Origin of the sequence: Streptomyces sp. SCL15-4, from assembly GCF_033366695.1 — a bacterium.
Taxonomy (GTDB): Bacteria; Actinomycetota; Actinomycetes; order Streptomycetales; family Streptomycetaceae; genus Streptomyces.
This window is the reverse complement of the sequence record NZ_JAOBTQ010000001.1, coordinates 1917569-1943873: the sequence shown is the minus strand read 5'-3', so window position 1 is coordinate 1943873 and position 26305 is coordinate 1917569. Positions and strand designations below refer to the sequence as shown.

Sequence of the window (26305 nt, the reverse complement as noted above, 5' to 3'; positions counted from 1 at the left end):
GTGGATCCGAGCGGGATCCACGGCGATACCGTCCCCGGGGCGCGTGCGGACGCACGCCCCCGGGGACGGCCACCCCCACACACCCCACACCTCTTCACGCTCCACACACCCCCCGTATCGCCCCATACCCCCACACACTCGTCACCGCTTCATCGAGCCACCCCCCGCGAGGTCCCGCACGACCGCCCGCACCACCTCCATGAAACCCGCGTCGACGATCGACGTGTCACCCGCCCGGAGGAGCCGCCGTGGCCGCCCATCCCGTAGACGAGAAACTCCCCGCCCTGAAAATGGCGACCAGCGGCCTGCAGCACGTGGCCGCCATGTACGCCGGTGTCGTCGCACCACCGCTCATCGTCGGCGCGGCCATCGGCCTCAGCGCGACCGAGCTGACCTTCCTCACCGGTGCCTGCCTGTTCACCGCCGGCCTCGCCACCTTCCTCCAGACGCTCGGCTTCTGGAAGATCGGCGCCCGGCTGCCCTTCGTCAACGGCGTCACCTTCGCCGGTGTCGCCCCCATGACCGCGATCGTCGCCTCCACGAAGGACAAGTCCGACGCCCTGCCGGTCATCTTCGGCGCGGTCATCGTCGCCGGCCTCCTCGGCTTCGTCGCGGCGCCCTTCTTCAGCAAGGCGATCCGCTTCTTCCCGCCGGTCGTCACCGGCTCCGTCATCACCCTGATCGGCGTCTCCCTGCTCCCCGTCGCCTTCGGCTGGGCGCAGGGCCCCGACCCCCGGGCCCACGACTACGGTTCGACCACCTACCTCACCCTGGCCGGCATCACCCTGCTGATCGTCCTGCTGCTGCGCCGCTTCACCCGGGGCTTCGTCAAGCAGATCGCCGTGCTGATCGGCCTGGTCGCCGGCACGCTTCTCGCGATCCCGTTCGGCGTCACCGACTTCGGCCCGGTCGCCGACGCCGACGTGGTCGGCTTCCCGACCCCGTTCCACTTCGGCGCCCCTCGGTTCCAGCTCGCCGCGATCCTCTCCCTGTGCGTGGTCATGGTCGTCTCGATGACCGAGTCGACCGCCGACATGCTGGCCCTCGGCGAGATCGTCGAACGCCCCGCCGACGAGAAGACCATCGCGGCCGGCCTGCGCGCCGACACCCTCGGCTCCGCGCTCAGCCCGCTGTTCAACGGCTTCATGTGCAGCGCCTTCGCCCAGAACATCGGACTGGTCGCGATGACCCGGATCCGCAGCCGGTACGTCGTCGCGACCGGCGGCGGCTTCCTGGTGCTGATGGGCCTGTGCCCGATGGCCGCCTCGCTGATCGCGGTCGTGCCCCGGCCGGTCCTCGGCGGCGCCGGCATCGTCCTGTTCGGCTCGGTCGCCGCGAGCGGCATCCAGACCCTGGTCCGGGCCGGCCTGGACAAGGACAACAACGTGCTGATCGTGGCCGTGTCCCTCGCGGTCGGCATCATCCCGATCACCGCGCCGGAGTTCTACCACTCCTTCCCGGAGACCGCGAAGATCGTCCTGGACTCGGGCATCTCCACCGGCTGCGTCACGGCCGTGGTGCTCAACCTGCTCTTCAACCACCTCGGCAAGGGCCGCGAGGCACAGGACGTCACCCATCCCATGGAGGCGGGGGAGGAGATCGCCGCCGTCCGCTGACACCGGGTGCCGGGACCCGGCCGGCCGGGGGAGACGGAGCACACCGTCGCCCCCGGCCCCGTCGCGCGTGCGGAGGCCTACAGGCCGAACAGGGCGGGGTCCGTCGCCAGTTCCTTGAACACCGCGCGCGGGTCGGCGACCAGCTTGCGTTGCGTGAGGTCCATGATGCCGCCCACCGCGGTCACCTCGGCGGCGAGCGTGCCGTCGGTCTTGCGTATCTCCTGCCGGATCCGGAACGTCTTGCCCTCGCCCCACTCGAAGGCGCACGTCACGTCGACCTCGTCGCCGGCGAGCAGCTCCCGCCGGAAGCCGATGGTGGTCTCCAGCGCCACCGGTCCCACACCCCGGCCGACCAGCCCGGCCTGGCTGATCCCGGCGGCCTGGAGCAGCGACCAGCGGGCGTGTTCCGCGTAGTTGAGGTATACCGCCTGGTTGAGATGTCCCTGGGTGTCGGTCTCGTAGCCGCGGACGGTCACCCGGACGGAAAACGGTTCGGTCACTGCGCGCCCTTCTCGTGTTCGGTACTGCGGTCGGCCGATCCTGACACGCCGGTCACACCCGGCGCGGCGAGGCCAGCAGATAGCGGGCCCTCGTCCTGGGCTCGGTGTACTCGCCGGTCTGCCAGCCGGCCTCCTCCAGCGTCGCCGCGCAGGCCGCCAGCGTCCGGGCGTCCGGCGCGTACACCGCGACCGCCTCCGGCTGCGGGGTCGCCCGGACCCGGTACCCGTCCGCGTCCGCGTCCGCCGGGCGGTGTCCGGCCGCCTCCAGCGCGAGCGCGGCGGCCCGCACGAGATGCGTCCGCTCCCAGCCGCAGGGCCGGTCCACGGCGCCGTGCGGATGCGTCATCCTGCGCAGCTCCAGCAGCCCCTGCCAGGCACTGTGCACCTCCCGGCGCCGGGCCGGGCCGGACACCGCCGGTTCCTCCTCGCCGCCGACCCGGGCCGTGAACACCCCGGTGTCCGGAGCCGATCCGGCGGGCGGCCCGGGCACCTCCTCCCGGACGCGATGTCCGGCCGGAGTGAGGAAGTGGTCGTGCGGCGGCCGGGGGTGGCGGAAGGCCAGGCCCCGCCGCACCAGCGCCGCGAGCTGGGCCGGCGTACCGCGCAGCCGCCCGGTCACCGGATCGGCCTCCTCGATCACCCGTCGCTGCGCGGCGGACGGCGGTCGGGTCACGGGCTGCTCCTTCCGGCACCGCTGACTCCTGGGCCCCGCCCCCGCGGACGGCCGCCCGGGCCCGTCGTGGGCCCCGGTCGAAGAGTACGACCGGGGTCCGACAACGACCGGTGCGCGGTGCGTCGTCGCTCCTGCCCGTACGGCCGGGGCGGCGGCTCCGCTACTCCGGTGGCCGGATGTTCCATCCCGCCACCACATGGCGGCCGTGCTCCGTGCCGAGGCGGCCCAGCGCGCCCGTGGCGAGCTGGAAGAGGGCGCCGTGCCGGGGCGACAGGCCCAGGCGGCGGGCGGTGAGGACGCGGAGGAAGTGGCCGTGCGCGATCAGTACGACGACCCCCTCCGTGTTGGCGAGGGCGGCGTCGGCCTTGGCGAGCATCCGGTCGGCGCGCTCCCCGACCTGCTCCGGGCTCTCGCCGGGACGGCCGGGAGGGCCTGGTGCGACACCGTCGGTGAACAGGAACCAGCCGGGGCGGCTCCGCTGGATCTCCGGCGTGGTCACGCCCTCGTATCCGCCGTAGTCCCATTCGCACAGGTCGGCGTCGACCCGCGCGTCCGGGACGCCGATCAGCTCGGCGGTCTCCCGGGCCCGCTGGAGGGGGCTGACGAAGGCCGCTCCGATCCGGTGCGAGCGGATCAGGGGGACCAGCCGGCGCGCCTCGTCCCGCCCGTGCTCGGTCAGCGGTACGTCGGTCCGGCCGGTGTGCCGCCCGGACCGCGACCATTCGGTCTCCCCGTGCCGGACGAGAAAGAGGTCACCCATGACGGCACGGTGCCATGGGTCCCCGCCGCCCGCAGGACGAACTGCGCCGGACGGCGTTGTGCGCGCCCGCCGCCGTCAGCTCCCGGCGGCCGTGCGGTGCGGGGCCGCCATGGCGATGGTCTCCCCGCACGCGTCGAGCACGGCCGCCTTCCCGTGCGCGTCCGTGACCGGGACGACCGTGCCGTCGGTGTCGTGCGGTGCCCTGACGGTGGCCTCGTGCTGCCGTACGCACCAGGAGGTGTCCGCGCCCGGCGTGCCGCGGCGGGTGTAGCGGAGGTCCACGGCGACGGCCGCCTGGCCGGGCAGCGAGAGGGCCGCGGGACGGCCGGCGCCGGTGCCCTCGATGCCGTCCGCCTTGCCGTGGTGGATCTCCAGGCCCGGGAACCCGGAGAACACGCAGGGGCCGGAGCCCTTGTTGACGGCGACGAGACGGGCCCCGGACCGGTGGCCTCCCCGCCCCGCGCCGTCACCGTCGTCGCTGTCGCCGTCGCCGTCGCCGTCGAGCAGCGACAGCGTCCAGGCCAGCGAGGCGGTACGGCAGGGCGGTGCGGTGGCGGCCGGTGCGGTGGCGGCCGGTGCGGCGGTCGTGGTGGTGCCGCAGGCCGTCAGCGTCAGGCCTGCCGCGAGCGTGAGAGCGAGGCCGGCCGTGCGTGCGGCGAGGCCGGCGGCCGGTCGGGTGGTGGCGGGCATCGTTCCCCCTGGAAGTGCCGTGGTGCGGTCAGGTGCCGGGGTGGACCAGCGTGTACTCGGTGCCGAGGGCCTTGGCGCGGGTGTCGGCGTACAGCGTGGTTTCGCCGTCGGACCAGCGCACGACCAGGTCGTCGGCCGGGCCGTCGTGGCGGAAGGCGCCGGCCGTCAGCACCCGGGCCTGCTGCCACAGGCCGTTCGGGCCGCGCAGGCGGGACTTGGCGCCGGGTCCCGCCGCCGAGGTGCCGGTGTAGACGTCGAGCGCGCCGTCGGACCAGCGCACCAGCAGGTCCCCGGCGGCCGTGCCGCCGAAGTCGCCGCCGGTCAGCAACGCGGCCCTGGTCCAGGTGCCGCCCGCCGGAAGGAGCCGGGTGGAGGCGCCGAGTCCGCCGGTGCCGGCCCCCGGGTACAGGGTGAGCCCGCCGTCGGCCCAGCGGACCAGCGGGGCGGTGCCGCCGCCGGCGCGGAACGCCCCGGCGGTGAGCTGGACGGCGTTCTTCCAGGCGGAGCCCGGCGCCGCCATCCGGATCTCCCGGCCCAGCCCGGCGGGACCGGGCTGCGGGTAGAGGGTGACCTCGCCGTCGGACCAGCGCACCAGCAGCCCGGCCCGCCCGCCGCCGGCGAAGGTGCCGCCGGTCAGCGTCCGGGCGTGCGTCCAGGTGGAGTTGGCCTGCCGCAGTTGCTTCTCGGCCGCGAACCCGCCCCTGCCGTCGCCCGGATGCAGGGTGACCGCGCCGTCGGACCAGACCGCCAGCAGATCGCCGTGCCGGTCGCCGGTGTACTCGCCGGAGGCCATGAGCGCGGCCTTGCGCCAGCGCCCGGCGCCGCCCGGCAGGCCGCCCTTCAGCCCTCGGTACGGAGGCAGATCGGCGGGCGGGGCATGATCGGCGACGGCGTACCCGAGGAGGTTCGCGGCGTCGGCGCCGAACGCGGTGGCGTAGCTGATGTAGTCCACGTTGGCGTCGTTGCCGCCGCCGTTGTAGCCGCCGAGGTTGCCGATGACGTGGCCGGTGCGGGCGTCGTCCTTGTAGTCGGTGATCCACGGGCTGCCGGACACGCCGCCGTAGTAGCCGCCGCAGGTCATCGACAGCTGCCGGTATCCGCGCAACTGCTTCGTCGGCACCGTGCACCTGACCGCGCGTCCGGCGCTGTTGTGCCGGTGGGAGGGATAGCCGACGACGGTGACGCCCCGGTGGGTGTAGCCCGAGGGCCGGGTGAAGGTCAGTCCGCCGCCCACCGCGTCCTGGAGGGACCGGCCCCACTGGTTGGCCGAGACCCGGGCGAACGCGGTGTCCAGGTCGGAGACGGCCTTCTTGGTGGTGGTCGAGCCCGGGTCGGGCACGTACCGCGGGTCGGTGAAGATCCGCTTGACGGGGAAGATGCCGTACGGCTGCCGGTCGGGGGCCGCGCCCTTCACGAACTTCGGGACGAAGAGGTAGTCGCCCTTCATGCTCCGCGCGCAGTGGGCCGCGGTGAGCACGATGTTCCGGGCCCTGGTGTCGATGACACTGCCGGTGCAGTGCCAGGCGGTGCCGCGCGGCCCGTCGGCGCCGAAGAACGTCCCGACGAGCCGGGTGCCCTTGAACAGGGTGCCCTTCGGCCGGGCCGCCGCGGCGGCCGGCGCCGAAGGTGCCGTCGGTGCCGGCGGCGTGTGCCGCAGCGCGTCGAGCGGCCGCGCCCCGGCCATGCGCTCGGCGGTCCAGAACCGCGCGGCCTGCCGCGCCTCCTGCCCGGCGGCCGGCGCCGGCGCACCGGCCCGCGCGGCCGGTACCACGACCGCGGTCAGCGCCGCACAGAGCAGGGCGACGACCGCGCCGCGACGCCTGCCGCGAGCGGCCGGCCGTCCGTGCGTGACCGGTCTTCCGTACGAGAACACTGCTGTTTCCCCCTGGTCGATGGAGCGGACCGGGGGCGTGGCGGTGCGGTGCGGTGCGGCGGTGCGGTGCGGCGCTGGTCGGGCGCGCACCGAGGGCTCGTCGCGGAAGTCCCCCGATCATGCGCGGTGATCTTCGCACAAGCGAGCGAAACGGGCCAACTCGACTGCGGTGGCCGGTTCGGGTGCGCCGGTCCCGCCTACTGCCGGTACCCGGCGAGGAACCTGCCGATCCGGCCGATCGCCGCCTCCAGGTCCTCCGCGTGCGGCAGGGTCAGGATGCGGAAGTGGTCGGGAGCGGGCCAATTGAAGCCGGTGCCCTGGACCACCTGGATCTTCTCCCGCAGCAGCAGGTCCAGGACGAACTTCTCGTCGTCGTGGATCGGGTGCACCTTGGGGTCGATGCGCGGGAAGGCGTACAGCGCGCCCTTGGGCTTGACGCAGGACACGCCGGGGATCTCGTTCAGCTTCTCCCAGGCCACGGTCCGCTGTTCGTGCAGACGTCCGCCGGGCCGGGTCAGTTCGCGGATGGACTGGCGTCCGCCGAGCGCGGCCTGGATGGCGTACTGCGCGGGCGCGTTGGCGCACAGCCGCATGGAGGCCAGCATGGTCAGGCCTTCCAGATAGTCCTTGGCGTGCTGCTTGGGACCGGTGACCACCAGCCAGCCGGAGCGGAAGCCCGCCACCCGGTAGGTCTTGGACAGACCGCAGAAGGTGAGGACGACCAGATCGGGGGCGAGCGCGGCGGCCGAGTGGTGGACGGCGTCGTCGTACAGGATCTGGTCGTAGATCTCGTCCGCGAACACCATCAGGCCGTGCCGGCGGGCCAGGTCGAGGATGCCCTCGACGACCTCCTTCGGGTAGACCGCGCCCGTCGGGTTGTTGGGGTTGATGATGACCACGGCCTTGGTGCGGTCGGTGATCTTCGACGCGAGGTCGGCCAGGTCCGGGTTCCAGTCGGCCTGTTCGTCGCACAGGTAGTGCACGGCCTTGCCGCCGGCCAGCGTGGTGACGGCCGTCCACAGCGGGAAGTCCGGTGCGGGGATGAGGATCTCGTCGCCGTCCTCGACCAGCGCCTGGACGGCCATGGAGACCAGCTCCGAGACGCCGTTGCCCAGGAAGACGTCGTCCACGTCGACGTCCAGGCCCAAGCCCTGGTAGCGCTGGGCGACCGCGCGGCGGGCGGAGAGCACGCCTCGGGAGTCCGTGTAGCCGTGCGCCTGCGGCAGCATCCGGATCATGTCCTGGAGGATCTCCTCCGGCGCCTCGAAGCCGAAGGCCGCGGGATTGCCGGTGTTCAGGCGCAGCACGCTGTGCCCCGCCTCCTCCAGCGCGTTGGCGTGCTCGATCACCGGGCCGCGGATCTCGTAGCACACCTCGCTGAGCTTGTTGGACTGCCGGAACTCCATGCGCCCCTCCGGGAACTCGTGTTGCTTGGTTTTACCAAGTGAGAGCTTGGAAAGTCCAACAACGCGTCTACACTGCGTCGCATGTCACCTCGCCGAAGCTACGACCAGTACTGTTCCACCGCCCGCGCCCTCGATCTCGTCGGCGACCGATGGACCCTGCTGATCGTCCGGGAGTTGCTCGCCGGCCCCCGCCGCTACACGGATCTGCACGCGGACCTGCCCGGCGTGAGCACGGACGTACTCGCCTCACGGCTGAAGGAGATGGAACGCGACGGCCTCGCCACCCGCCGCAGGCTGCCTCCGCCGGGCGCCGTGTACGTGTACGAACTCACCGCGCGCGGCCGCCAGTTGCTGCCGGTCCTCCAGGCGCTGGGCAGCTGGGGCGCGCGCGAGCTGGGCGAGCGCAGACCCACCGACGCGGTGCGCGCGCACTGGTTCGCGCTGCCGCTGCTGCGGTCTCTGGAGGGCGAGGGGCTCGTCGAAGTACGCCTGGAGGAAGGCGAGTTCTACCTCCGTGCCGGCGCCGAGGAAGGGCCGGTCTACGGTGACGGGCCCGCGCCCGGTACGGCCGACGCGTACCTGGTGATGGACGCGGCGACCTGCGAGGCCGTCGCCCGCGGCGAGCTGGCCCTGCCGCAGGCCGTACGGGACGGACGGGTGACGGTGACCGGCGAGGGCACGCTCGCCAAGGCGCTGCGCGAGGCGTGACGGGCGGTCGCGTGGCCGGTGCGGTGAGCCCCGCGGGGGCCGGCGCGGTACGGACGAAGGCCCGCCAAAGCGGCGGGCCTTCATCGTTTCTCGCGAGGTGTACGGCTCAGGCGCCCGGCGGCACCCGGGACGGCCGGCCCGACCCGCGCGTCAGCGCGTAGCCGCCGATGCCGGCGAGCGCGGCCAGCACGCCGCCGATCCCGGTCCACACCCAGCGGTCGGACCACCAGCCGGACGACCAGCCGTCGTCCCGGCCGAAGCTGGACAGCACGGCTCCCTTCGAACCGTCCTCGTCCGCCGCGGACTTGGCGGCGATGCCCGGGACGAGCGGCTTGCCCAGCGAGCCGTCGACCGCCGCCGCGCCGCCGATGTCCTTGGAGTCGACGCGTACTTCGGCGCCGACCGGCTGGCCGAGGTCGGAGGCGGCGAGGTCCACCACCGTCAGCCGGATGTAGTACGTGCCCGGCAACGGGTCGTTGGCCCACGCCTCCGACCAGCCGCGCACCGTACGCAGCACACAGGCCAGTCCGACGGTGCCGGCGTCCGGCGCGGCGGTGCGCGACTGCGCGCCGTACTGGCAGGCCTGACGGCGCCGCAGCCCGTCGTACACGTCGAGCTGCCAGGTCTGCGCGCCGTGTGTGGCCGGGAGCTTCACCGTCGCCTCGACGGTGGGGCGCTGTCCGGTGTCCGCCGGGAAGGACCAGTACAGGTAGTCGCCGGTGGAGCCGGAGGCGGTGGCCCGCTCGCCCTGCTCGATCTCCGTCGCCGTACGGAAGGAGGTGCCCGCCTGCGTGGGCGCGTCACCGTCGGCCGAGGCGCTCGGCGAGGGCGAGGAATCGGCGGCGGCCGGTCCGGCGGCCAGCCCCAGCGCCAGCAGCGCGGCGCCCAGTACGCGTGTGATCCGCATCAGTTCGTCCTCCAGACCGCGACCCGCCAGCGTGACACCCAGCCCCACAGCAGACCCGCGAGGAAGCCGGCCAGCACCAGTGCGCCGAGCAGCCACCAGCCGCGGCCGAGGCCGAAGGAGGCCACGTCGTGGTGGCCCGAGGGGCCGTCCACCACGTCCACGGTCAGCTCCAGCGGCAGACCCGGCGTGGTCTTCACGCCCGAGGCCGCCGAGAAGGAGTGGGTGACCTGGAGACACACCGTCTCCGCGGGCGCCGAGTCGTCGTCGCTGTCCTGCTTGGGATAGCGCAGACCGGTGGAGATGACGTCCGTACGGCCGGTGCCCGCGGCCTCGCCGCGCACGATCTCCCGTCCGTGCACGGTCACCGCCCGCAGCAGCACCCCGTAGTGCGGGGCGACGGCCCGGTCGTCCGCCACGCTCACCGAGGCGCGCAGCTCCTGGCCGGGCTCGACGGCCACCTTGTACCAGCGCTGCTGCCCGAACTCCTCGCGGTCGGTGTAGAGACCGGAGGTGAGGGACGGGGCCTTCTCGCACCGGTCGGCGCCCTCGGTGGCGACCGGGGTCACCACCGGGTCCGCCGCGCGATCGACCAACTGGCCAACCCGGTCGCTCAGTTCCTCCTTGTGCCGGACGTCGGTGTACGTGCCGCCGGTGGCGTCCGCGATGCAGCTGAGCTGGGCGCGGGTCTTGGCGTCCGGCACCAGGCCGAGGGTGTCGATGGTCAGGCCGATGCCCTTGGCGGCTATCTCCCGGGCCACCTCGCACGGGTCGAGCGGCTGGCAGGTGTCCTCGCCGTCGCTGATCAGCACGATACGGCGGGTGCCGTTCCCGCCGTTCAGATCGTCCGCCGCCTTCAGCAGCGCGGGCCCGATCGGGGTCCAGCCGGTGGGCGCCAGCGTGGCCACGGCCGTCTTCGCGTCGGTCCGGTCCAGCGGGCCGACCGGATACAGCTGCGCGGTGTCCTTGCAGCCCTCCTTGCGGTCGTCACCGTGGTAGTTGGCGCCCAGCGTACGGATACCGAGCCGGACCTCCTCGGGCGTCGCGTCCAGCACCTCGTTGAACGCCTGCTTCGCCGCGGCCATCCGGGTGCCGCCGTCGATGTCCCGGGTCCGCATGGAACCACTGACGTCCAGCACGAGTTCGACCTTCGGAGCGTCCTGCTCCGTCTCGCCGGCGACCGCACCGGACGGAACCGCGATCCCGGCGCTCAGGGCGGCGAGCAGCGCACAGACCCCCACCGCCAGCCGTTGTCTTCTGATCATCGCCGGATCCTATTGATCAGACACGCCGGACTCCAAAACGCCGGGACAGGCTCGGTGACCGGCGCTCAGCCGCCACCGTCCGATGGCCCCGCGCCGAACAGGCCGGCGAGCCGCGCCCGGTACAGCGCGGCGATGGAGAAGCCGTCGGTGATCCGTCCGTCGGCCACCATCTCCTCGGCCTCGGCCGGTGTCACCGCGATCGCCCGGTGGATCGCCTCGCCCTTCTCCAACTCCCCGAAGCCGTCCACGCGCGCCGCGTAGAGGGAGACCTTGTGGGCCAGCAGACCGGTGTCGGGGTGCACCTCGCCGAGGGGGACTAGCTCCGACGGGGTGGCGGCGATCTCCTCCCGCAATTCCCGGGTGACGTTCTCCAGAGGGGTGGCGCCCGGATCACCGAAGCCGCGCACCAGCTCCCAGTGCCGGCTGCGGGTGGCGTGCCGGTAGTGCTCGATCAGTACCACCCGTTCCTCCGGGCCCGCCAGCGGCAGGACCACCACACCGGGAGAGGACCCCGGGGGCGGCAGGATGCGGTCGTACAGACCGAGCCGGCCGTCGGGGAAACGCACCGGGTCGCGCAGGTGCCACAGATACCGGCCGGCCGACACCACGCCCGCCGGGACCGGCCGCAGCGCGGCCCGCAACCGGGCCCACAGCGCCCCGAACGGGCCGCCGCGCCCGCTGAGCCGGGCCGTCGTCACCTGCCTGCGGGCGTCGCGGATCAGCGCCGGATCCGTGAGGATCCTGATCCCCTCGGGATCCTCGCGGAACCACTCCGGGGCGACCCGGCGCAGGGCCTCGTACCGGTTCATCGGGGCCTCGGCAGGCTGTGCACGGCTGAACTCCGGCTCGTCGGTGACCGGTCGGCGGTCAGTATTCGGGCAGGTCTTCGTTGTCCTGGGTGGTCGCCGAGGCCGCGCCCGTCCGGGCCGGACCCGCCGTGTCCCGGTAGCCGGGCAAGCGGCGTACCAGGTCGTGGAACTGCGACCATTCTCGCTCACTCGCCAGCCGCACGGTCGCGATCTCCCGGGCGAACCTCTGCTCCTGCCGGCCGGCCACGCGGTTGCGCAGCACCAACTGCACCGAACCGGTGAGCGAGCCGCTCACCGTGAGCGGCAGGACCGAACCGGCCACCTCCCAGATGTCGTTGCCGCTGACGGCCGTGAACACGGCCGCGCCCACGGTGACGACGACCTCGACCACCGGACGCCAAACGGCCGGCCGGGCCTGCCGGCGCTCCCGTGCCAGCTTGAGGATCTCGGAGTTGAGCCGGACGTAGCAGTCGAACACCTGACCGGCGTGGTCGTGGAACGCCTCCGGAGCCGCGGTGAGCGCGCCGAACGCGCGGATGTAGGCGTTCCAGACCGGTGTCTCCCGCAGCCGCACGATGTCCTGCAGGCTCAGGGCGTCGACCGCCGCGGGCGTGAGGTGGTCCTGCACGGTGGCGAAGGTCTGCCGCCGCAGGAACGTCAGCAACTGCTCCGGGTCCTCGACGGCACCGACGGTGGCGGCCCTGGCCTCGCGGGCCTCCTGCAGCACCACGCGCCGCAGGCTGCCGACGGGCGTGAGAGGGTAACGACCCAGGGCATCGGCCAGGTTGACGTTGTAGATCAGATCCAGCAGTTGCTTTATCTCCGCCGCGAACGGCTTGTCGCGGTCGTATCTGCCCTCCGCCACGTTCGTGCCGGGCACCGACACGAACTCCTCGTACAGCGTGTTGCGGACGACCTGCTGCCGGCGCACGCTGAGGCCGTTGCTGAAGCCGACCACCTCGCCGAGCCGTTCGCCGAACCGGTCGGCGTCCTCGCGGGCCACTCCGACCTGGGCGGCGAGGATGTCGATGTCCTTCGCGGTGAGCCCCTGGACCTTCTCGGCGAACGGCTGGTAGAGCCGCATCCGGGTGCGGTCCCGGTTCTCCTGGTCGCCAGGGGAGTCGTCCCACGACATGCGCACACAACGCACCCGGTCACCGGACGGCATGCCCGTCAGCGTCTCCTGCCAGCCCGTGAATCCATCACTTCGCAGGTGAAGATAGGCGGGCGGTTCCTCGGCCGGGTGCCGTTCGTTCAGCAGGAACGGGACGATCGCTCCCGAGGCGAGGAGCCTGCGGTGCGCCTCCCGTGCCTCGCCTTCCGTCACCAGGTCGCGGCTGATCGCGTCGTTGTTGTAGAAGTACGCGCGGTTGATCACGACCTGGCTGGCGTTGATGAGACTGCGGAAGTACTCGGCGCGCACCTCCCGGAGGCGCCGGTGGCCGATCTGTTCCAGCGACTGACCGCGATCGATCATGTCCTTGGTGAGCTGTGCGGGGACCCACTGGTTGTCCAGCGACTGCGCGATCACGGCACCGGGCTCCAGCTGTTCGGGCTGGATCGGGGTCATCAGGCTGTCACTGCTGTCGACGTCAGTCATCTGCTGCTTTCGAGGCTCTCGTGTCCGGGCCGGCCGGCCTTCGGCACACCGCCGGACGATCGAACGGGGCCAACGCGTCAGAGCGTCTATTAAAGATGACGTCTCATCAGTTTGTCGCCGGAAAGTGTGCCGTACAGGGATGCGGCAGCTCCGTCCACATGTCCCCGCCGCCGTCGGGTGTGAGGCGCATCAAGGTCAGGGCCTTCGCCGGGAGCGGCGATTCGCGCAGGGCGGGGAGGTCGGGGGTTCGGGGGAGGGCCGGCAGGGTGGGTTCCAGGGCCGCGGCCAGGGCGGGGGCGGAGCCCGCCGTCGCGGCCAGGGCGCCCGCCAGCAGGGAGCCGAAGAGTTTGCGGCGCAGGGCCGTCGGGTCGTCGGTGATCAGGCGGCCCGTGAGGCCGGGCGGGGTGAGGCCGTGCCGGGACAGCCGGGCGGGACTGATGCGGATGTCGGCCAGATCGCGGTAGACCAGCCGCCTCGGAGTGCCGTCCGCCGCCAGCACGACCAGGAGGTTCTGGCCGTGCGCCTCCAGGGCCACGCCGAGGTCCAGCAGGCGCAGGCCCACCGTGAGCGCCAGCCGGGTGAACGCCGCCAGCCAGCCGGGACGGCCGGGCAGCGACGTGGTGGTGAGCGCGGCCACCGGTACCACCCGCTCGCCCGGCCCCGCGTACACCTCCGGCGACTCCCGCAGCAGCGCGGCCAGATCCGGGGAGTGCGCGGTCGCCGCCGCCAGCGTGCGGGTGATGTGCAGCAGCCCGTCGGTACGCGCCGCCAACTCCTCGGCGAACGCCGTCAGTCGCGCCGCCGCCCGCACCGAGTACACGGAGATGTCCCGCACCGACGACGTCAGCCGGGCGCTCAGCGCGGTCTTCACATGCGGTCCGCCGGGCAGCGCCAGCGTGCGCAGCGACATCAACGGCCGCGCCGGGCGCCAGGTGTCGTACGACCGCTTCAGCACATGCGTCGCCTGCCAGGGATGCACCGGCAGCAACAGCCGTCCGCCGTCGCGGAGTTCGTCCGGCCATTCGCCGGACACCACGCACTCGGCCGTCGGCACCGGCACCGTGCCCAGCTCCACCACCGGCCCGTGCTCCGGGCCGTACGCCAGCTGGTCCGCCACCGAGAAACCGGGCCGGGACCGGCAGCCCGGGTGGAACGGGTGCCCGTCGGTCACCCGCCGCTCCCACTCCCAGTCCCCCTCCCGGCCTCCCGCCGGAGGAACCCCCACCGGCCACTCCTCTCGCTCCCGCCGGTCCGCACCGGCCCGGGACAGCGCCAGCGACGCCACGCTGTGCGCCAGCTCCGCCGCGAACCCGGTCGCGTGCGGCACCCCTAGGGAGTACATCAGCCGCGCCGGATCGGCGTACCGCTCCCGGTCCAGGCGCACGGCGGTGACGTACGCGGCGGTGGCGTACGGGTCCGCGTGCGGCCCGCGCAGCCGCCGGCCGTCGGCCAGACGCAGCGTGAGGCCGTGCGCGCCGGACTCCCGGCCGGTGACGAACGGCAGCGGCTCGTGGACCAGCGCCCGCCACAGCCGGGTCAGCACGGCGGCCCGGGCGCCGGGCAGCTCCGCCGCGTACCGGGGCAGCAGGCCGGGCCGGACCACGGCCAGCTCCTCGGCGATCACGGACTCGGCGGCAGCGGGGGCAGGGCACACGGTCGGCTCCTGGGGTAGGCGGGGCACGGCACGATTGTCGGGGACCGGGCGGGTGGGCGGTGCGGGGGATGGCCGGGCGTGGCGGTGCCGGGGTGGTCCGGGTAGGGCAGGGTGGGGGGTGGCCGGGCATGGCGGTGTCTCGGGGGCGGTCGGGTACGGCGGTGCCGGGAATGGCCGGGCGTGGCGGCGGTGTCCGAGGCGACCGAGTACGGCGCTCTCGGGGTCGGTCGCGTGCGGCTGCGTCCCGGGACCGGCCGGGCACGGCTGTCGCCGGACCGGTCTGTGCGGCCGTGGCAGGAACCGGTCGGGTACGGCTGTGGCAGGAACCGGTCGGGTAACGGCCGTGGCGGGTTCCGCGCGCACTCGCGCGGAAGTGGCGGAGGCCGCCCCTACGGCAGCCATACTGATCGTCTCCGGCTCCCCGCCGGCGCGCCTCGCGTGCGCCGGGACGGCCACGGGCCCCTGGACGACGGACGAATGGAACGCGTGGACCTCACACCCCCCACCGGCGAGGCGGCCCGCCTGGCCGACGCGTACGCGGCAGCCCCCCTGCTCAACTGCCTGCTGCGGGAGGTGGCCGAGCCGCTCCCGGCAGCAGGTGACCACCGGGTGCACCGGCTGCCGGACGGCCGGCTGCTGCGGGTGCGCGCCGGCCGGCGGCCCACCGGCCCCGAGGTGTACACGGCGGGCGCCTGGCACCGCATCGGCCACCCGGAACTGGTGAAACTGGTCGCCGAGGTGCTGCGCCGGCACACCGGGCTGCCCGGCGGCGACCTGCCCGCCGAGATGATCGACAGCCGGGACGCGGTCGCCGCCCTGCTCACCGCCCGCGCCCGGGCCACGCCACCGCGGGACCCGTATCTGCGCTCCGAGCAGTCCCTGCTCACCGGCCACCCCTACCACCCGGCCCCCAAGGCGCGCGGCGGCGGCCCGGTCGCGTCCTGGCTGCCGTACGCCCCCGAGGCGCACGCCCGTTTCCCGCTGGCGCTCCTCGGCGTCCGCGAGGACCAGGTGGCCGAGGAGGGCGACACCGGCGTCCTGGACGCCCTCGGCACCGCCCCGCCCGGCTACCGGCTGCTGCCCGCCCATCCCTGGCAGCTCGACCTGACCGGCCGCGACCTCGCTCCCGCGTTCGCCGACGGCCGGCTGCTGCGGCTCGGCACCACCGCGTTCCCCGTCTGGCCGACGGCCGCCGTCCGCACGGTGTACGAGCCAAACCGCGATCTTTTCCTCAAGTTCAGCCTGGACGTCCGGATCACCAACGACATCCGCCGGCTGTGGCGCCACGACCTCGGCCGGCTGCGCCGTACCGACACCGCCGCCAAGCACGCCTTCGCGGCGCTGGGCCCGTCCGCGGCCTGGCTGAGCGACCGCGGCTACCGCACCGCCGTCTTCGCCTTCGAGGAACTGGCCGTGCTGGTCCGCGACGGGCTGCGCGGGCATCTGCTGCCGGGCGCCACACCACTGCTCGCGGCGGGCCTCGCCGAGGGGTTCGAGGACAGCCCGCTGGCCGCCGCGCAGGACCCGGCCGCCTGGTGGGAGGCGTATCTGCGGCAGGTCGTCCCGCCCGTCCTGACCGCGTTCGACGCCCACGGGGTCGTCCTGGAGGCCCATCTGCAGAACACCCTGGTCGCCGTGGACGCGGCCGGCACGCCCGTGCAGGCGCTGTTCCGGGACGCCGAGGGCGCCAAGCTGCTGCCGGACGTGAGCCGGGCGGCGGGCTGGGAACGGGTGGTGTACTGCCTGGTCGTCAACCACCTCACCGAGATCGCCGGCGCCCTCGCCGACCACCACCCCGGCCTCGACCCGTGGCCCGCCGTCCGCCGCGAACTCGCCCGGCACGACCTGCCCGAGATCCCCGCGCTGCTCACCGCGCCCACCCTGCCCGGCAAGACCAACCTGCTGCTGCGCTGGACGGCCGCGGACGGCGCGGACGCCCGCTACCTGCCGCTGCCGAACCCCTTGTCGGGCCACTGACCGGCCACGACGACCCTGCGGTGTGCCGCGCGATGTGGCTGCCGTCCGATACGTGATCCCTCTCCGCTCCGTTCAGCGTCTTTCAGGGAAGCCGCCCGGCGGGACCCGGGCGGCCCCGTCCTCACCGTGGGCTCTGCGGTGTACATGGTGCTCACCCGCGAGCGCCGCGAGCTGATGCTCAACGCATCAGCCACCGCACCCGTTATGGAACAACCTCTGGTGGCTACGTTTCGTCACCTGCGCAGCGCTATTCCGTCGGTGGCTCCACCGCACAAACCACCTATCGCAAGTGATCTTCCGAATGGCACTATTGGGGCGGCATACACGCCTTGTCCTCATCTCCTCATCGAACTGTGAGCATCCGTAGATGCGAAGATCCCTCGGCGCGGCGCGCCGTACAGGTGGTGCGGCCGTGCTCTCCCTGGCCACTGCCCTGACCGGCCTCGCCTTCCCCGCGACCGCGCATGCGGCCGTGTACTGCTCGCCCGGCGTGTGGACGGCCCAGTACTACGCCAACACCGCCCTCTCCGGCACTCCGAAGGCCACCGTCTGCGATACCGCCATCGCCGAGAACTACGGCTACGGCGACCCCTCCGGCGTGACCCTGCCGAGCGACAACTTCGGGGTCCGCTGGACCACCACCCGCAACTTCGGCTCCGGCGGCCCCTTCGACCTGAGCGTCGCCGTCCAGGACGGCGCCCGCGTCTACCTCGACGGCACCCGCAAGATCGACCTGTGGCGCAACGTCAGCTCGACCCAGCGCAAGACCGTCCGCCTCACGATCCCGCGCGGGACCCACACCCTGCGCGTGGACTTCGCCGCCTTCACCGGCACCGCCAACGTCTCCTTCTCCTACAAGCCGGTCATCGGCGCCACGTACGACAAGACCGCCCCCTTGGCCCCGGCCGGCGTGAAGTCGAGCTACTCGGCGTCCACCCTGAGGACGACCCTGACCTGGTCCGGCAACTACGAGATGGACCTGGCCGGTTACCGCGTCTACCGCCGCATCGCCGGCACCAGCGGCTGGAGCCTGCGCAACACCACTCTGATCACGGGCACCACCTTCACCGAGGCGCCCCCGGCCACCGGCGACACCTACGAGTACGCCCTCCGCGCCGTCGACCGCTCCAACAACGTCTCCGCGCTGTCCGCCGTGACGAGCGTCGTCAGCGCCGACAGGACGGCCCCCGTCGTGCCCACCGGGCTCACGGCCACGTACGACCCGTCTGCCGGGGCCCGGCTCTCCTGGTCCGCGGTGAGCGGGGCGAGCTCCTACGAGGTGCAGCGAGCTGTCGCGCCCGAGGGGCCGTTCGCCTCGGTCGGCACACCCACGCAGAGCTATGCCCTGACCGACCCGGCCGCCGCCGTGGGCACGACCTACTACTACCGCGTGCGGGCCAAGGACAGTGCGGGCAACGCCTCCCCATACTCCGCGCCCGTCCGGCTCGACGCCACCGAGGCCAAGCCCCTGCCGCCGACGGCCGTCTCCGCCAACGGCTGGGTCGACCGCAACACCGTAAGCTGGCGGTACGACGGTGACGCGTCCCACCGGTTCCACGTCTACGCCGCCGAGTCGGCCGACGGTCCCTGGACCCGGCTGACCGAGACGCCGGTCACCGGCCCCGCCTACGACGACTACGCGGCGCCCGTCCGCGAGGTGCGCTACTACCAGGTCAGGACGGTCACGACCCACGGCACGGAGTCGAACCCGTCAGCGACGGCCTCGGCCACCCGCACCGGCGACGTCACCCCGCCGCACATGCCGTACGGCCTCAACGCCTGGGACGGATCGGACGGCGTGCACCTCGTCTGGACGCCCAACACCGACGACACGGACCACTACCTCGTCATGCGTGCGTCGACGTTCGGCGCGTGGGAGCAGATCGCCGTGGTACGGGGAGCCGAGTACCTGGACACCAGTACCCCGGCCGGCAAGCAGTTCGGCTACACCGTCCGCGCCGTCGACGCGGCCGGCAACGTCTCCACCATGCCCGAGCCCGGCTACGGCACCGTCTACGGCAAGCGCCTGCCGGTCTACGAGAAGCCGGCCGCGCCCGCCTCGGTCACCGCGACGGCCGCCGACGGCAACATCACGGTGGAGTGGACCGCGAGCACGTCGGCCGATGTGGCCGGCTACTACGTCTACCGCACGACCGGCACGGACCCGGCGATGGCGTACTCGGTCTCCCCGCTCATCACAGGGACGACCTTCACGAACGAGAACGTGCCCGCCGGCAAGACCTGGCACTACGTGGTGCGCGCCGTCAGCACGCACAGCCAGTGGTCCGACTTCTCGCCGATGGCCGAAGTCACCCTGGCCTGCCCGGTCCTCACCGCACCGGCCACTCCCCGGATCACCGGGGGCGGCAGGGGCGCGGACTACGCCCAGCTCAACTGGGAGGTCGGTGCGTGCGACCAGGAGGCGACCGTCTCGTACAACGTCTACCGGTCCACGTCCAGCTCGGACGTCTTCACCCCTGAGCGCCGCATCGCCACGGGGGTCACGGCACTGACGTACAAGGACGCCGGTCTGGCGCGGGCGTACTACTACTACGTCGTCACCGCCGTGGCCGCCGACGGCACCGAATCGGCCCCCCAGGCCGCGCCGTTCGGGATATCGATGATGGCGCCCTGACGCACCGGAGCGGGGTGCGGCCCTTCCATCCCTGGCTCCCAGGCTCTCGGCATGACGATGACACCGGCTGAACTGGAGGCGCGGAAGGACACGCTGGAGCTTCTCAACGCCGAGGCGACCTCGCGTCTGACGCGCCAGCGCGCCAGGGAGGAGTCCGTAGGGGCGCTGGCGCGGTGGCTCGGGCGTCCCTCCCCGGCTGTCACGCTTGGTTACTATGCTCACTTCGTGCCTTGAGGCCGGAGCAAGGGCCTCCGGCGCGATCGATGGGCTGCTGGGGAGGAAGGGACAGGAGCGTGCCAGTCGTAACTCCCCGGATTCTCCCCAGGGCCCATCGTGGTCATATGCACGGACTGCAGCGCCGTGGACGGGACCATGGAATGCGAGGCCAGCGAGTGGGGAGCCCTCGAAAATGCTGAGAGAAGTCGCTGCGACCCGCTACATCGAACCCTTGCGCTCGGGTGGCTCCGTCCCCGGCGTCGTGGAGGCCGACGACCTCGGCACGTACGTGGTCAAGTTCACCGGTTCCGCGCAGGGGCACAAGGCGCTGGTGGCCGAGGTCATCGTCGGGGAGCTGGCCCGCGCGCTCGGCCTGCGCTTTCCCGAGCTGGTGCTGGTCCGCTTCGATCCCGCCATCGCCGCCGCCGAACCGCACCAGGAGGTGCGCGAGCTGCACAGCGCGAGCGCCGGCGTGAACCTCGGCATGGACTGTCTGACGGGCGCCCGGGACTTCACCCCGGAGATCGCCCGGACCTTCCCGGTGGACCCGCTGGAGGCGGGCCGGATCGTCTGGCTGGACGCGCTGACCGTCAACGTCGACCGTACGGTCCACAGCTCCAACCTGATGGTGTGGCCCACCCTCGGCACCGCGCCGGCCCGGCTGTGGCTCATCGACCACGGCGCCGCCCTCGTCTTCCACCACCGCTGGGACACCACGGCCCCGGGCAGGCGCTACGACTTCCGGCACCACGCCCTCGGCCACTACGGCCCCGACGTGCGCGCCGCCGACGCCGAGCTGGCGCCCCGGGTGACCGAGGACCTGCTGCGCGCGATCGTCGCCGAGGTGCCGGACGCCTGGCTCGCCGAGGACGCCGCGTTCGCCACGCCCGACGACGTCCGGGACGCCTACGTCGGCTATCTGCTGGACCGGCTCCGGCTCTCGGCCCAGTGGCTGCCCACCGACTTCCCGAGCCGCGAGGAGCTGGCGGCCGAGGAGGCCGCCCGCGCGGCCCGGACCCAGGCGGGCCGCCCGGACTGGCTGAAGCGCGTTCCCGACCTGCACGGCAAGCCGGCGGCGGAGCAGGACTGGTCGGCACACCTGGGCTGAGCCGGGAGACGGCCGAGGGGCCCGGGTGGGTTCCCGGGCCCCTCGGAGCGGGTGGCGGTCAGCCGCGCAGCCGCTCGTACGCCGGCAGGGTGAGGAAGTCGGCGTAGTCCTCGTCCAGGGACACCTGGAGCAGCAGGTCGTGGGCCTCCTGCCAGTGGCCGGCCGCGAAGGCCTCCTCGCCGATCTCCTCGCGGATGGCGTCGAGTTCCTCGGCGGCGACCTTGCGGGCCAGCTCGGGAGTGGCCTTCTCGCCGTTGCCGAACTCGACCCCGGCGTTGATCCACTGCCAGATCTGCGAGCGGGAGATCTCGGCGGTGGCCGCGTCCTCCATCAGGTTGAAGATGGCGACCGCGCCGAGCCCGCGCAGCCAGGCCTCGATGTAACGGATGCCGACCTGGACGGCGTTGACCAGGCCCTCGTACGTCGGCTTGGCGTCGAGCGAGTCGATGGCGATGAGGTCGGCCGCCTCGACGCGGACGTCCTCGCGCAGCCGGTCCTTCTGGTTCGGCCGGTCGCCGAGGACCTTGTCGAAGGACTCCATCGCGATGGGCACCAGGTCGGGGTGGGCGACCCAGGAGCCGTCGAAACCGTCCTTCGCCTCGCGGTCCTTGTCGGCGCGGACCTTCTCGAAGGCGACCTTGTTGACCTCCGCGTCCTTGCGGGACGGGATGAAGGCCGCCATGCCGCCGATGGCGTGCGCGCCGCGCTTGTGACAGGTGCGGACCAGCAGTTCGGTGTAGGCCCGCATGAACGGGGCGGTCATCGTCACCGCGTTGCGGTCCGGCAGGACGAACCTGGCGCCGCCGTCACGGAAGTTCTTCACGATGGAGAACAGGTAGTCCCAGCGGCCGGCGTTCAGCCCGGAGGCGTGGTCGCGGAGTTCGTAGAGGATCTCCTCCATCTCGTACGCCGCCGTGATCGTCTCGATCAGGACGGTGGCGCGGATGGTGCCCTGCGGGATGCCGAGGTGGTCCTGGGCGAAGACGAACACCTCGTTCCACAGCCGGGCTTCGAGGTGCGACTCGGTCTTGGGCAGGTAGAAGTACGGGCCCTTGCCGAGGTCGAGCAGCCGCCGGGCGTTGTGGAAGAAGTACAGGCCGAAGTCGACGAGGGCGCCGGGCACCGGCGTGCCGTCGGCGTCGGCGAGGTGCCGTTCGTTCAGGTGCCAGCCGCGCGGGCGCATGACGACGGTCGCCAGCTCCTCGTTCGGCCGCAGGGCGTACGACTTGCCGGTGCGCTCGTCGGTGAAGTCGATGGCGCGGGTGTAGGCGTCGATCAGGTTGAGCTGGCCGAGGACGACGTTCTCCCAGGTGGGCGCGGAGGCGTCCTCGAAGTCGGCGAGCCAGACCTTCGCGCCCGAGTTGAGCGCGTTGATGGTCATCTTCCGGTCGGTGGGCCCGGTGATCTCGACGCGCCGGTCGTTCAGCGCGGCCGGGGCCGGGGCGACGCGCCAGGAGTCGTCCGCGCGGACGGCGGCCGTCTCCGGCAGGAAGTCGAGCGTGGAGGTGCGGGCGATCTCGGCGCGGCGCTCGGCCCGGCGGGCGAGGAGTTCGTCACGGCGCGGGGTGAACCGCCGGTGCAGCTCCGCCACGAAGGCGAGCGCCGCGTCGGTGAGGACCTCCTCCTGCCGGGGCAGGGGCTCGGCGTCGACGATGGCCAGCGGGGACGGCGCTGGTGCGGACATGAGCTGTCACTTCCTTCAGCGGTGGCACCGGGTGCCAAGTGGCACGAACAGGACAGACAGCGCCCACTGTGCGGTCGGACGCTTCTGAACAGTGGATAGTAGTTTCCTCATCGTGGAACTTCAATGGTGTGTTGATGTCGAGATTCTCTGAGTCGAGGCAAGGTGGCGCTCGGTGCCACCCCGTTCACTCAAGGTGGCTCAGGTCCGCCTCGGTGTCGATGTCGTACGGCTCGGCCACGTCCGCGCACTCCACCAGCCGTATCTCCGCCAGGTGCGCCCGGAGATACGCCCGCGCCCCCCGGTCGCCGGTGGCCGTCTCGGCGATGCCCGCCCAGTGGGCCGCGCCGAACAGCACCGGATGCCCGCGTACCCCGTCGTAGGCGGCCGAGACCAGCGACCGCTCGTCCCGGTACGCGCCCAGCACCCGGGCCGCCGCGGCCGGTCCGATGCCGGGCTGGTCGACCAGGCAGGCCAGGGCCGCCCGCGCCCCCGTGCCGGCCAGCGAGGCCAGTCCCGCGCGCAGCGAGGAGCCCATGCCCTCGGCCCAGTCCGGGTTGTCCACCAGTACGCAGCCGTCCAGCGCGGCGCGGGCCCGCACCTCGTCCGCCGCCGCGCCCAGCACCACATGGACCCGCCCGCACCCGGCCGCGCGCAGCACCCCCACCGCGTGTTCGACCAGGGGCCGTCCCCGGTGCGTCAGCAGTGCCTTGGGGCGTCCGCCGAGCCGCCTGCCGCCGCCGGCGGCGAGCAGCAGCCCCGCGATCTCCCCGTGAAATTCCCGGTTGTCCGTCATGGGTCCTGCATACCCGACAAGAGCGGAACCGGCCGTGTGCGCGGCGACGGCGCCGTTGGGCTGAATTTCGGTCCGCGCTGTGGCGCGCGGGCCCGCAGATGGCGTTTACTGACCGGCGCACAAGGGCGTGCGGACGGGGAGGGCTGCGTTGCGGAGCTTGGGGCAGAGGCCGGTGACCGGCGTCGACGAGGACCCGAGAGTGGCGGAATTGCGTACCGCCGTGTCCCGGCTGCGCCGCCAACTCGCCGTGTTACGCGTGGACTTTCCCGACCGTGCGATAGCCGAGGAAGAACTGGGCGCCCTGGCCGCGATGGCCGCCGGAGGCGTCCCGGAGATTCCACGGCTGCGCGCCTCGCTGCTGCTGGTCGCCGGCGCGATCGGCTCGATGAGCGCGCTGACTCGCGGCCTGGCCCAGGTGCGCGCCGCGATCGACCTGTTCGGCGAGCCCCCACGGCCCTGACCGGCCGCCGACGGGGCGCGGCCTGGTCCCGGTTGGGGCGTGGCTGGGCGGCGTTGGCCGGGGCTTGGTGCAGGTACGCGCCGTCGTGGACCTCTTCGGTGAGCCGCCGCGGTCCTGCCGGCCGCCGGGCGGGCTTCGGCCGTGCGGTGGCTGGATGTCGGCCGGGGCGCGGTCGGCTTCGGCCGGGTCGGTCGGGTGTCGGCCGGGGCGTGGCCGGCGGCGTTGGACCTGGGGCTTGGCGTAGGTATGCGCCGCCGTGGGCCTCTTCGGTGAGCCGCCGCGACACTGGCCGGACCCAACGTGTACGCGGACAGCCGCCACAGGCCGGAAATCACCGCCGGGGCCACCGGTTCCAGGATCGCCGGCCCGCGTCCGGCACCGGTGTCGGCGCCCGGGCCGGCACGACGGCACGGTCCGAGGTCGTCGGTGGCGTCGTAGGCCGGCCGGGCGACGGAACAGGCCCGTGCTCGCCACCCTGCCCGCGCGGACCGGCGTACGCGTGAGTACGGCTGCCCGACCGGGCCGGGCGAACCGCTCAGCCCTGGTTCTGGCTGGCCAGGGCGGCCGAGAGTTCGGTGGCGATCTGCTGGAGCACCGGCACGATCTTCTCCGTGGCCCTCTCCGTGACCCGGCCGGCCGGTCCGGAGATGGAGATGGCCGCCGCCGTGGGGGAGTCGGGCACGGACACCGCGAGGCAGCGCACCCCGATCTCCTGCTCGTTGTCGTCCACGGCGTACCCCAGCTGCCGTACCTCCTCCAGTGCCGCGAGGAACCCGTCCGGCGTGGTGATGGTCTTCTCGGTGGCCGCGGGCATGCCGGTGCGGGCCAGCAGCGCCCGCACCTCGTCGTCCGGAACCCCGGCGAGCAGCGCCTTGCCGACGCCGGTGGAGTGCGGCAGGACCCGCCGGCCCACCTCGGTGAACATCCGCATCGAGTGCTTCGACGGCACCTGGGCGACGTACACGATCTCGTCGCCGTCGAGCAGCGCCATGTTGGCCGTCTCGCCGGTCTCCTCCACCAGCCGGGCCAGGTACGGCCGCGCCCAGGTGCCGAGCAGCCGGGACGCGGACTCGCCGAGGCGGATCAGACGGGGGCCGAGCGCGTACCGCCGGTTGGCCTGCTGGCGCACGTAGCCGCAGGCGACCAGCGTGCGCATCAGCCGGTGGATGGTCGGCAGCGGCAGGCCGCTGGCCGCGGACAGCTCGCTCAGGCCCACCTCGCCGCCCGCGTCCGCCATCCGCTCGAGCAGGTCGAAGGCGCGCTCCAGGGACTGCACCCCGCCTGCGGCGGAGGGCTTGGCGGAGTCGGTGGTGCTGGCGCTGGACGTCGGCACGGCGCGTTCCTTTCGGGGCTGGCGGGAGAGCAGAAGCCTACCCGGCAGTCGGTTGACTCCCCGCTTGTACATAGCTACGTTCTGCTTGCTGGAATTCTAATTCCGCTTTGTGGAAACGTCCAGAGCGGGCGTCGCCCCGGTGCTGCCCCGAAGTGTGCCTCTTGACGGCGGAGTAGCGGGAGTGAAGACTCCTTCAACAGAACGTTGAAATCCGTTACGTGGGTGTAAATCCCGTTTCCTGGATGTAAAGACGGCGGTAGAGAGAGGGGTTCGGGTGTCCGACGCTGAACTGGTGCTGCGCTCGACGCGCGTGATCACTCCGGAGGGGACGCGGGCCGCCACGGTCACCGTGTCCGGCGGGAAGATCACGGCGGTCCTGCCGTACGACGCCGAGGTTCCGCCCACGGCCCGGCTGGAGGACGTCGGCGACCATGTGCTGCTGCCCGGCCTGGTCGACACCCACGTACACGTCAACGACCCGGGCCGCACCGAGTGGGAGGGCTTCTGGACCGCCACCCGCGCGGCGGCGGCCGGCGGCATCACCACCCTGATCGACATGCCGCTCAACTCCCTGCCGCCCACCACCACGGTCGAGCACCTGCGGATCAAGCAGGACGTGGCCCGGGACAAGGCCCACATCGACGTCGGCTTCTGGGGCGGCGCCCTGCCCGACAACGTCAAGGACCTGCGTCCGCTGCACGACGCCGGCGTCTTCGGCTTCAAGGCCTTCCTCTCCCCGTCCGGCGTGGACGAGTTCCCGCACCTCGACCAGGACCGGCTCGCCCAGTCGATGGCCGAGATCGCCGGGTTCGACGGCCTGCTCATCGTGCACGCCGAGGACCCGCACCACCTGGCCGCCGCCCCGCAGCACGGCGGCCCGAAGTACGCCGACTTCCTCGCCTCCCGCCCGCGCGACGCCGAGGACACCGCCATCGCGCACCTGATCGCGCAGGCCCGGCGGCTGAACGCCCGTGTGCACGTGCTGCACCTGTCCTCCGCCGACGCCCTGCCGCTGATCCGCGCCGCCCGCGCCGAGGGCGTCCGCGTCACGGTGGAGACCTGCCCGCACTACCTCACCCTGACTGCCGAGGAAGTCCCCGACGGCGCCAGCGAGTTCAAGTGCTGCCCGCCCATCCGCGAGTCCGCCAACCAGGACCTGCTGTGGCAGGCCCTCGCCGACGGCACCATCGACTGCGTCGTCACCGACCACTCGCCCTCCACCGCCGACCTGAAGACCGACGACTTCGCCACCGCCTGGGGCGGCATCGCCGGCCTCCAGGTGAGCCTGCCGGCGGTGTGGACCGAGGCCCGCAGGCGCGGGCACACCCTGGAGGACGTCGTCCGCTGGATGTCCGCCCGGACCGCGGCCCTGGCCGGCCTGACCCGGAAGGGCGCCATCGAGGCCGGCCGCGACGCCGACTTCGCCGTCCTCGCACCCGACGAGACCTTCACCGTCGACCCGGCCGGCCTCCAGCACCGCAACCGGGTCACCGCCTACGCCGGCAGGACCCTGTACGGCGTCGTCAAGTCCACCTGGCTGCGCGGCGAACGCATCGTCGCCGACGGCGAGTTCACCGAGCCGAAGGGCACGCTGCTGAGCCGGACCCGCTGAAATCCATCCACCGAGCCCCGAAAGGAAGA

At 72.9% G+C, this 26305-nt stretch carries 22 protein-coding genes; 8 read left to right on the top strand and 14 right to left on the bottom strand.

The window, feature by feature from the left end; all coding sequences use genetic code 11:
• Positions 1-248 precede the first annotated feature (248 nt).
• Positions 249-1616, top strand: a complete 1368-nt coding sequence (locus tag SCK26_RS08155; protein ID WP_318200594.1) for a nucleobase:cation symporter-2 family protein — start codon at positions 249-251, stop codon at positions 1614-1616.
• A 77-nt stretch (positions 1617-1693) separates the two neighbouring features.
• Here SCK26_RS08155 and SCK26_RS08150 read toward each other — a convergent pair whose 3' ends face one another.
• The 6 genes from SCK26_RS08150 to SCK26_RS08125 form a co-directional block, all read right to left on the bottom strand.
• The gene (locus SCK26_RS08150; protein ID WP_318200593.1) at positions 1694-2116 is read right to left on the bottom strand and encodes an acyl-CoA thioesterase; all 423 of its coding nucleotides are present in this window, start codon (positions 2114-2116) and stop codon (positions 1694-1696) included.
• Between the two features lie 52 nt (positions 2117-2168).
• On the bottom strand, positions 2169-2789 hold the full coding sequence (locus tag SCK26_RS08145; RefSeq protein WP_318200592.1) for a hypothetical protein: 621 nt from the start codon (positions 2787-2789) through the stop codon (positions 2169-2171).
• 160 nt (positions 2790-2949) lie between these two features.
• Positions 2950-3549: a histidine phosphatase family protein gene (locus SCK26_RS08140; RefSeq protein WP_318200591.1), complete on the bottom strand. Its 600-nt coding sequence runs from the start codon at positions 3547-3549 to the stop codon at positions 2950-2952.
• A 75-nt stretch (positions 3550-3624) separates the two neighbouring features.
• Complete coding sequence (locus SCK26_RS08135) at positions 3625-4239, bottom strand: DUF4232 domain-containing protein (RefSeq protein WP_318200590.1); 615 nt, start codon at positions 4237-4239, stop codon at positions 3625-3627.
• A gap of 28 nt (positions 4240-4267) precedes the next feature.
• Positions 4268-6202 carry a trypsin-like serine peptidase gene (locus SCK26_RS08130; RefSeq protein WP_318200589.1) on the bottom strand — a complete coding sequence of 645 codons (1935 nt, stop codon included), beginning with the start codon at positions 6200-6202 and terminating at the stop codon, positions 4268-4270.
• A gap of 107 nt (positions 6203-6309) precedes the next feature.
• Positions 6310-7518 carry a pyridoxal phosphate-dependent aminotransferase gene (locus SCK26_RS08125; RefSeq protein ID WP_318200588.1) on the bottom strand — a complete coding sequence of 403 codons (1209 nt, stop codon included), beginning with the start codon at positions 7516-7518 and terminating at the stop codon, positions 6310-6312.
• 81 nt (positions 7519-7599) lie between these two features.
• Here SCK26_RS08125 and SCK26_RS08120 point away from each other — a divergent pair, with 81 nt between their 5' ends.
• A complete protein-coding gene (locus SCK26_RS08120; protein ID WP_318200587.1) occupies positions 7600-8226 on the top strand; it encodes a helix-turn-helix domain-containing protein in 627 nt (208 codons plus the stop codon).
• A 106-nt stretch (positions 8227-8332) separates the two neighbouring features.
• Here the strand turns inward: SCK26_RS08120 and SCK26_RS08115 are convergent, their stop codons facing one another.
• The 5 genes from SCK26_RS08115 to SCK26_RS08095 all read right to left on the bottom strand — a co-directional run bounded on the left by SCK26_RS08115 (position 8333) and on the right by SCK26_RS08095 (position 14485).
• On the bottom strand, positions 8333-9133 hold the full coding sequence (locus SCK26_RS08115; RefSeq protein ID WP_318200586.1) for a hypothetical protein: 801 nt from the start codon (positions 9131-9133) through the stop codon (positions 8333-8335).
• Positions 9133-10395 carry a VWA domain-containing protein gene (locus SCK26_RS08110; protein ID WP_318200585.1) on the bottom strand — a complete coding sequence of 421 codons (1263 nt, stop codon included), beginning with the start codon at positions 10393-10395 and terminating at the stop codon, positions 9133-9135. Before SCK26_RS08110 ends, SCK26_RS08115 begins: the two co-directional genes overlap by 1 nt.
• Before the next feature lie 65 nt (positions 10396-10460).
• Positions 10461-11204, bottom strand: a complete 744-nt coding sequence (locus SCK26_RS08105; protein ID WP_318200584.1) for an NUDIX hydrolase — start codon at positions 11202-11204, stop codon at positions 10461-10463.
• 58 nt (positions 11205-11262) lie between these two features.
• A complete protein-coding gene (locus SCK26_RS08100) occupies positions 11263-12804 on the bottom strand; it encodes a hypothetical protein (protein ID WP_318200583.1) in 1542 nt (513 codons plus the stop codon).
• 106 nt (positions 12805-12910) lie between these two features.
• Positions 12911-14485: an IucA/IucC family protein gene (locus SCK26_RS08095; RefSeq protein ID WP_318200582.1), complete on the bottom strand. Its 1575-nt coding sequence runs from the start codon at positions 14483-14485 to the stop codon at positions 12911-12913.
• Positions 14486-14935: 450 nt separating this feature from the next.
• Between SCK26_RS08095 and SCK26_RS08090 the strand changes: the two genes are divergently transcribed.
• The 4 genes from SCK26_RS08090 to SCK26_RS08075 all read left to right on the top strand — a co-directional run bounded on the left by SCK26_RS08090 (position 14936) and on the right by SCK26_RS08075 (position 20394).
• Positions 14936-16435 (top strand): IucA/IucC family protein, encoded by a 1500-nt coding sequence (locus SCK26_RS08090; RefSeq protein ID WP_318200581.1) that lies wholly within the window; start codon positions 14936-14938, stop codon positions 16433-16435.
• 367 nt (positions 16436-16802) lie between these two features.
• Positions 16803-19070: a fibronectin type III domain-containing protein gene (locus tag SCK26_RS08085; protein ID WP_318200580.1), complete on the top strand. Its 2268-nt coding sequence runs from the start codon at positions 16803-16805 to the stop codon at positions 19068-19070.
• Positions 19071-19121: 51 nt separating this feature from the next.
• On the top strand, positions 19122-19304 hold the full coding sequence (locus SCK26_RS08080; protein WP_318200579.1) for a hypothetical protein: 183 nt from the start codon (positions 19122-19124) through the stop codon (positions 19302-19304).
• A gap of 175 nt (positions 19305-19479) precedes the next feature.
• The gene (locus SCK26_RS08075; protein ID WP_318200578.1) at positions 19480-20394 is read left to right on the top strand and encodes a HipA family kinase; all 915 of its coding nucleotides are present in this window, start codon (positions 19480-19482) and stop codon (positions 20392-20394) included.
• A gap of 58 nt (positions 20395-20452) precedes the next feature.
• Here SCK26_RS08075 and aceB read toward each other — a convergent pair whose 3' ends face one another.
• Both aceB and SCK26_RS08065 read right to left on the bottom strand, forming a co-directional pair.
• A complete protein-coding gene (aceB, locus tag SCK26_RS08070) occupies positions 20453-22078 on the bottom strand; it encodes a malate synthase A (protein ID WP_318200577.1) in 1626 nt (541 codons plus the stop codon).
• 184 nt (positions 22079-22262) lie between these two features.
• Positions 22263-22871 carry a nucleotidyltransferase family protein gene (locus tag SCK26_RS08065; RefSeq protein ID WP_318200576.1) on the bottom strand — a complete coding sequence of 203 codons (609 nt, stop codon included), beginning with the start codon at positions 22869-22871 and terminating at the stop codon, positions 22263-22265.
• Positions 22872-23028: 157 nt separating this feature from the next.
• On the opposite strand from SCK26_RS08065, the gene SCK26_RS08060 reads away from it, so the two are divergent.
• Entirely contained in the window at positions 23029-23331 is a 303-nt protein-coding gene (locus tag SCK26_RS08060; RefSeq protein WP_318200575.1) for a DUF5955 family protein, read from the top strand.
• 535 nt (positions 23332-23866) lie between these two features.
• Here SCK26_RS08060 and SCK26_RS08055 read toward each other — a convergent pair.
• Positions 23867-24664 carry an IclR family transcriptional regulator gene (locus SCK26_RS08055; RefSeq protein ID WP_318200574.1) on the bottom strand — a complete coding sequence of 266 codons (798 nt, stop codon included), beginning with the start codon at positions 24662-24664 and terminating at the stop codon, positions 23867-23869.
• Between the two features lie 274 nt (positions 24665-24938).
• Here SCK26_RS08055 and allB point away from each other — a divergent pair, with 274 nt between their 5' ends.
• On the top strand, positions 24939-26276 hold the full coding sequence (gene allB / locus SCK26_RS08050; protein ID WP_318200573.1) for an allantoinase AllB: 1338 nt from the start codon (positions 24939-24941) through the stop codon (positions 26274-26276).
• The last annotated feature ends 29 nt before the right edge of the window (positions 26277-26305 follow it).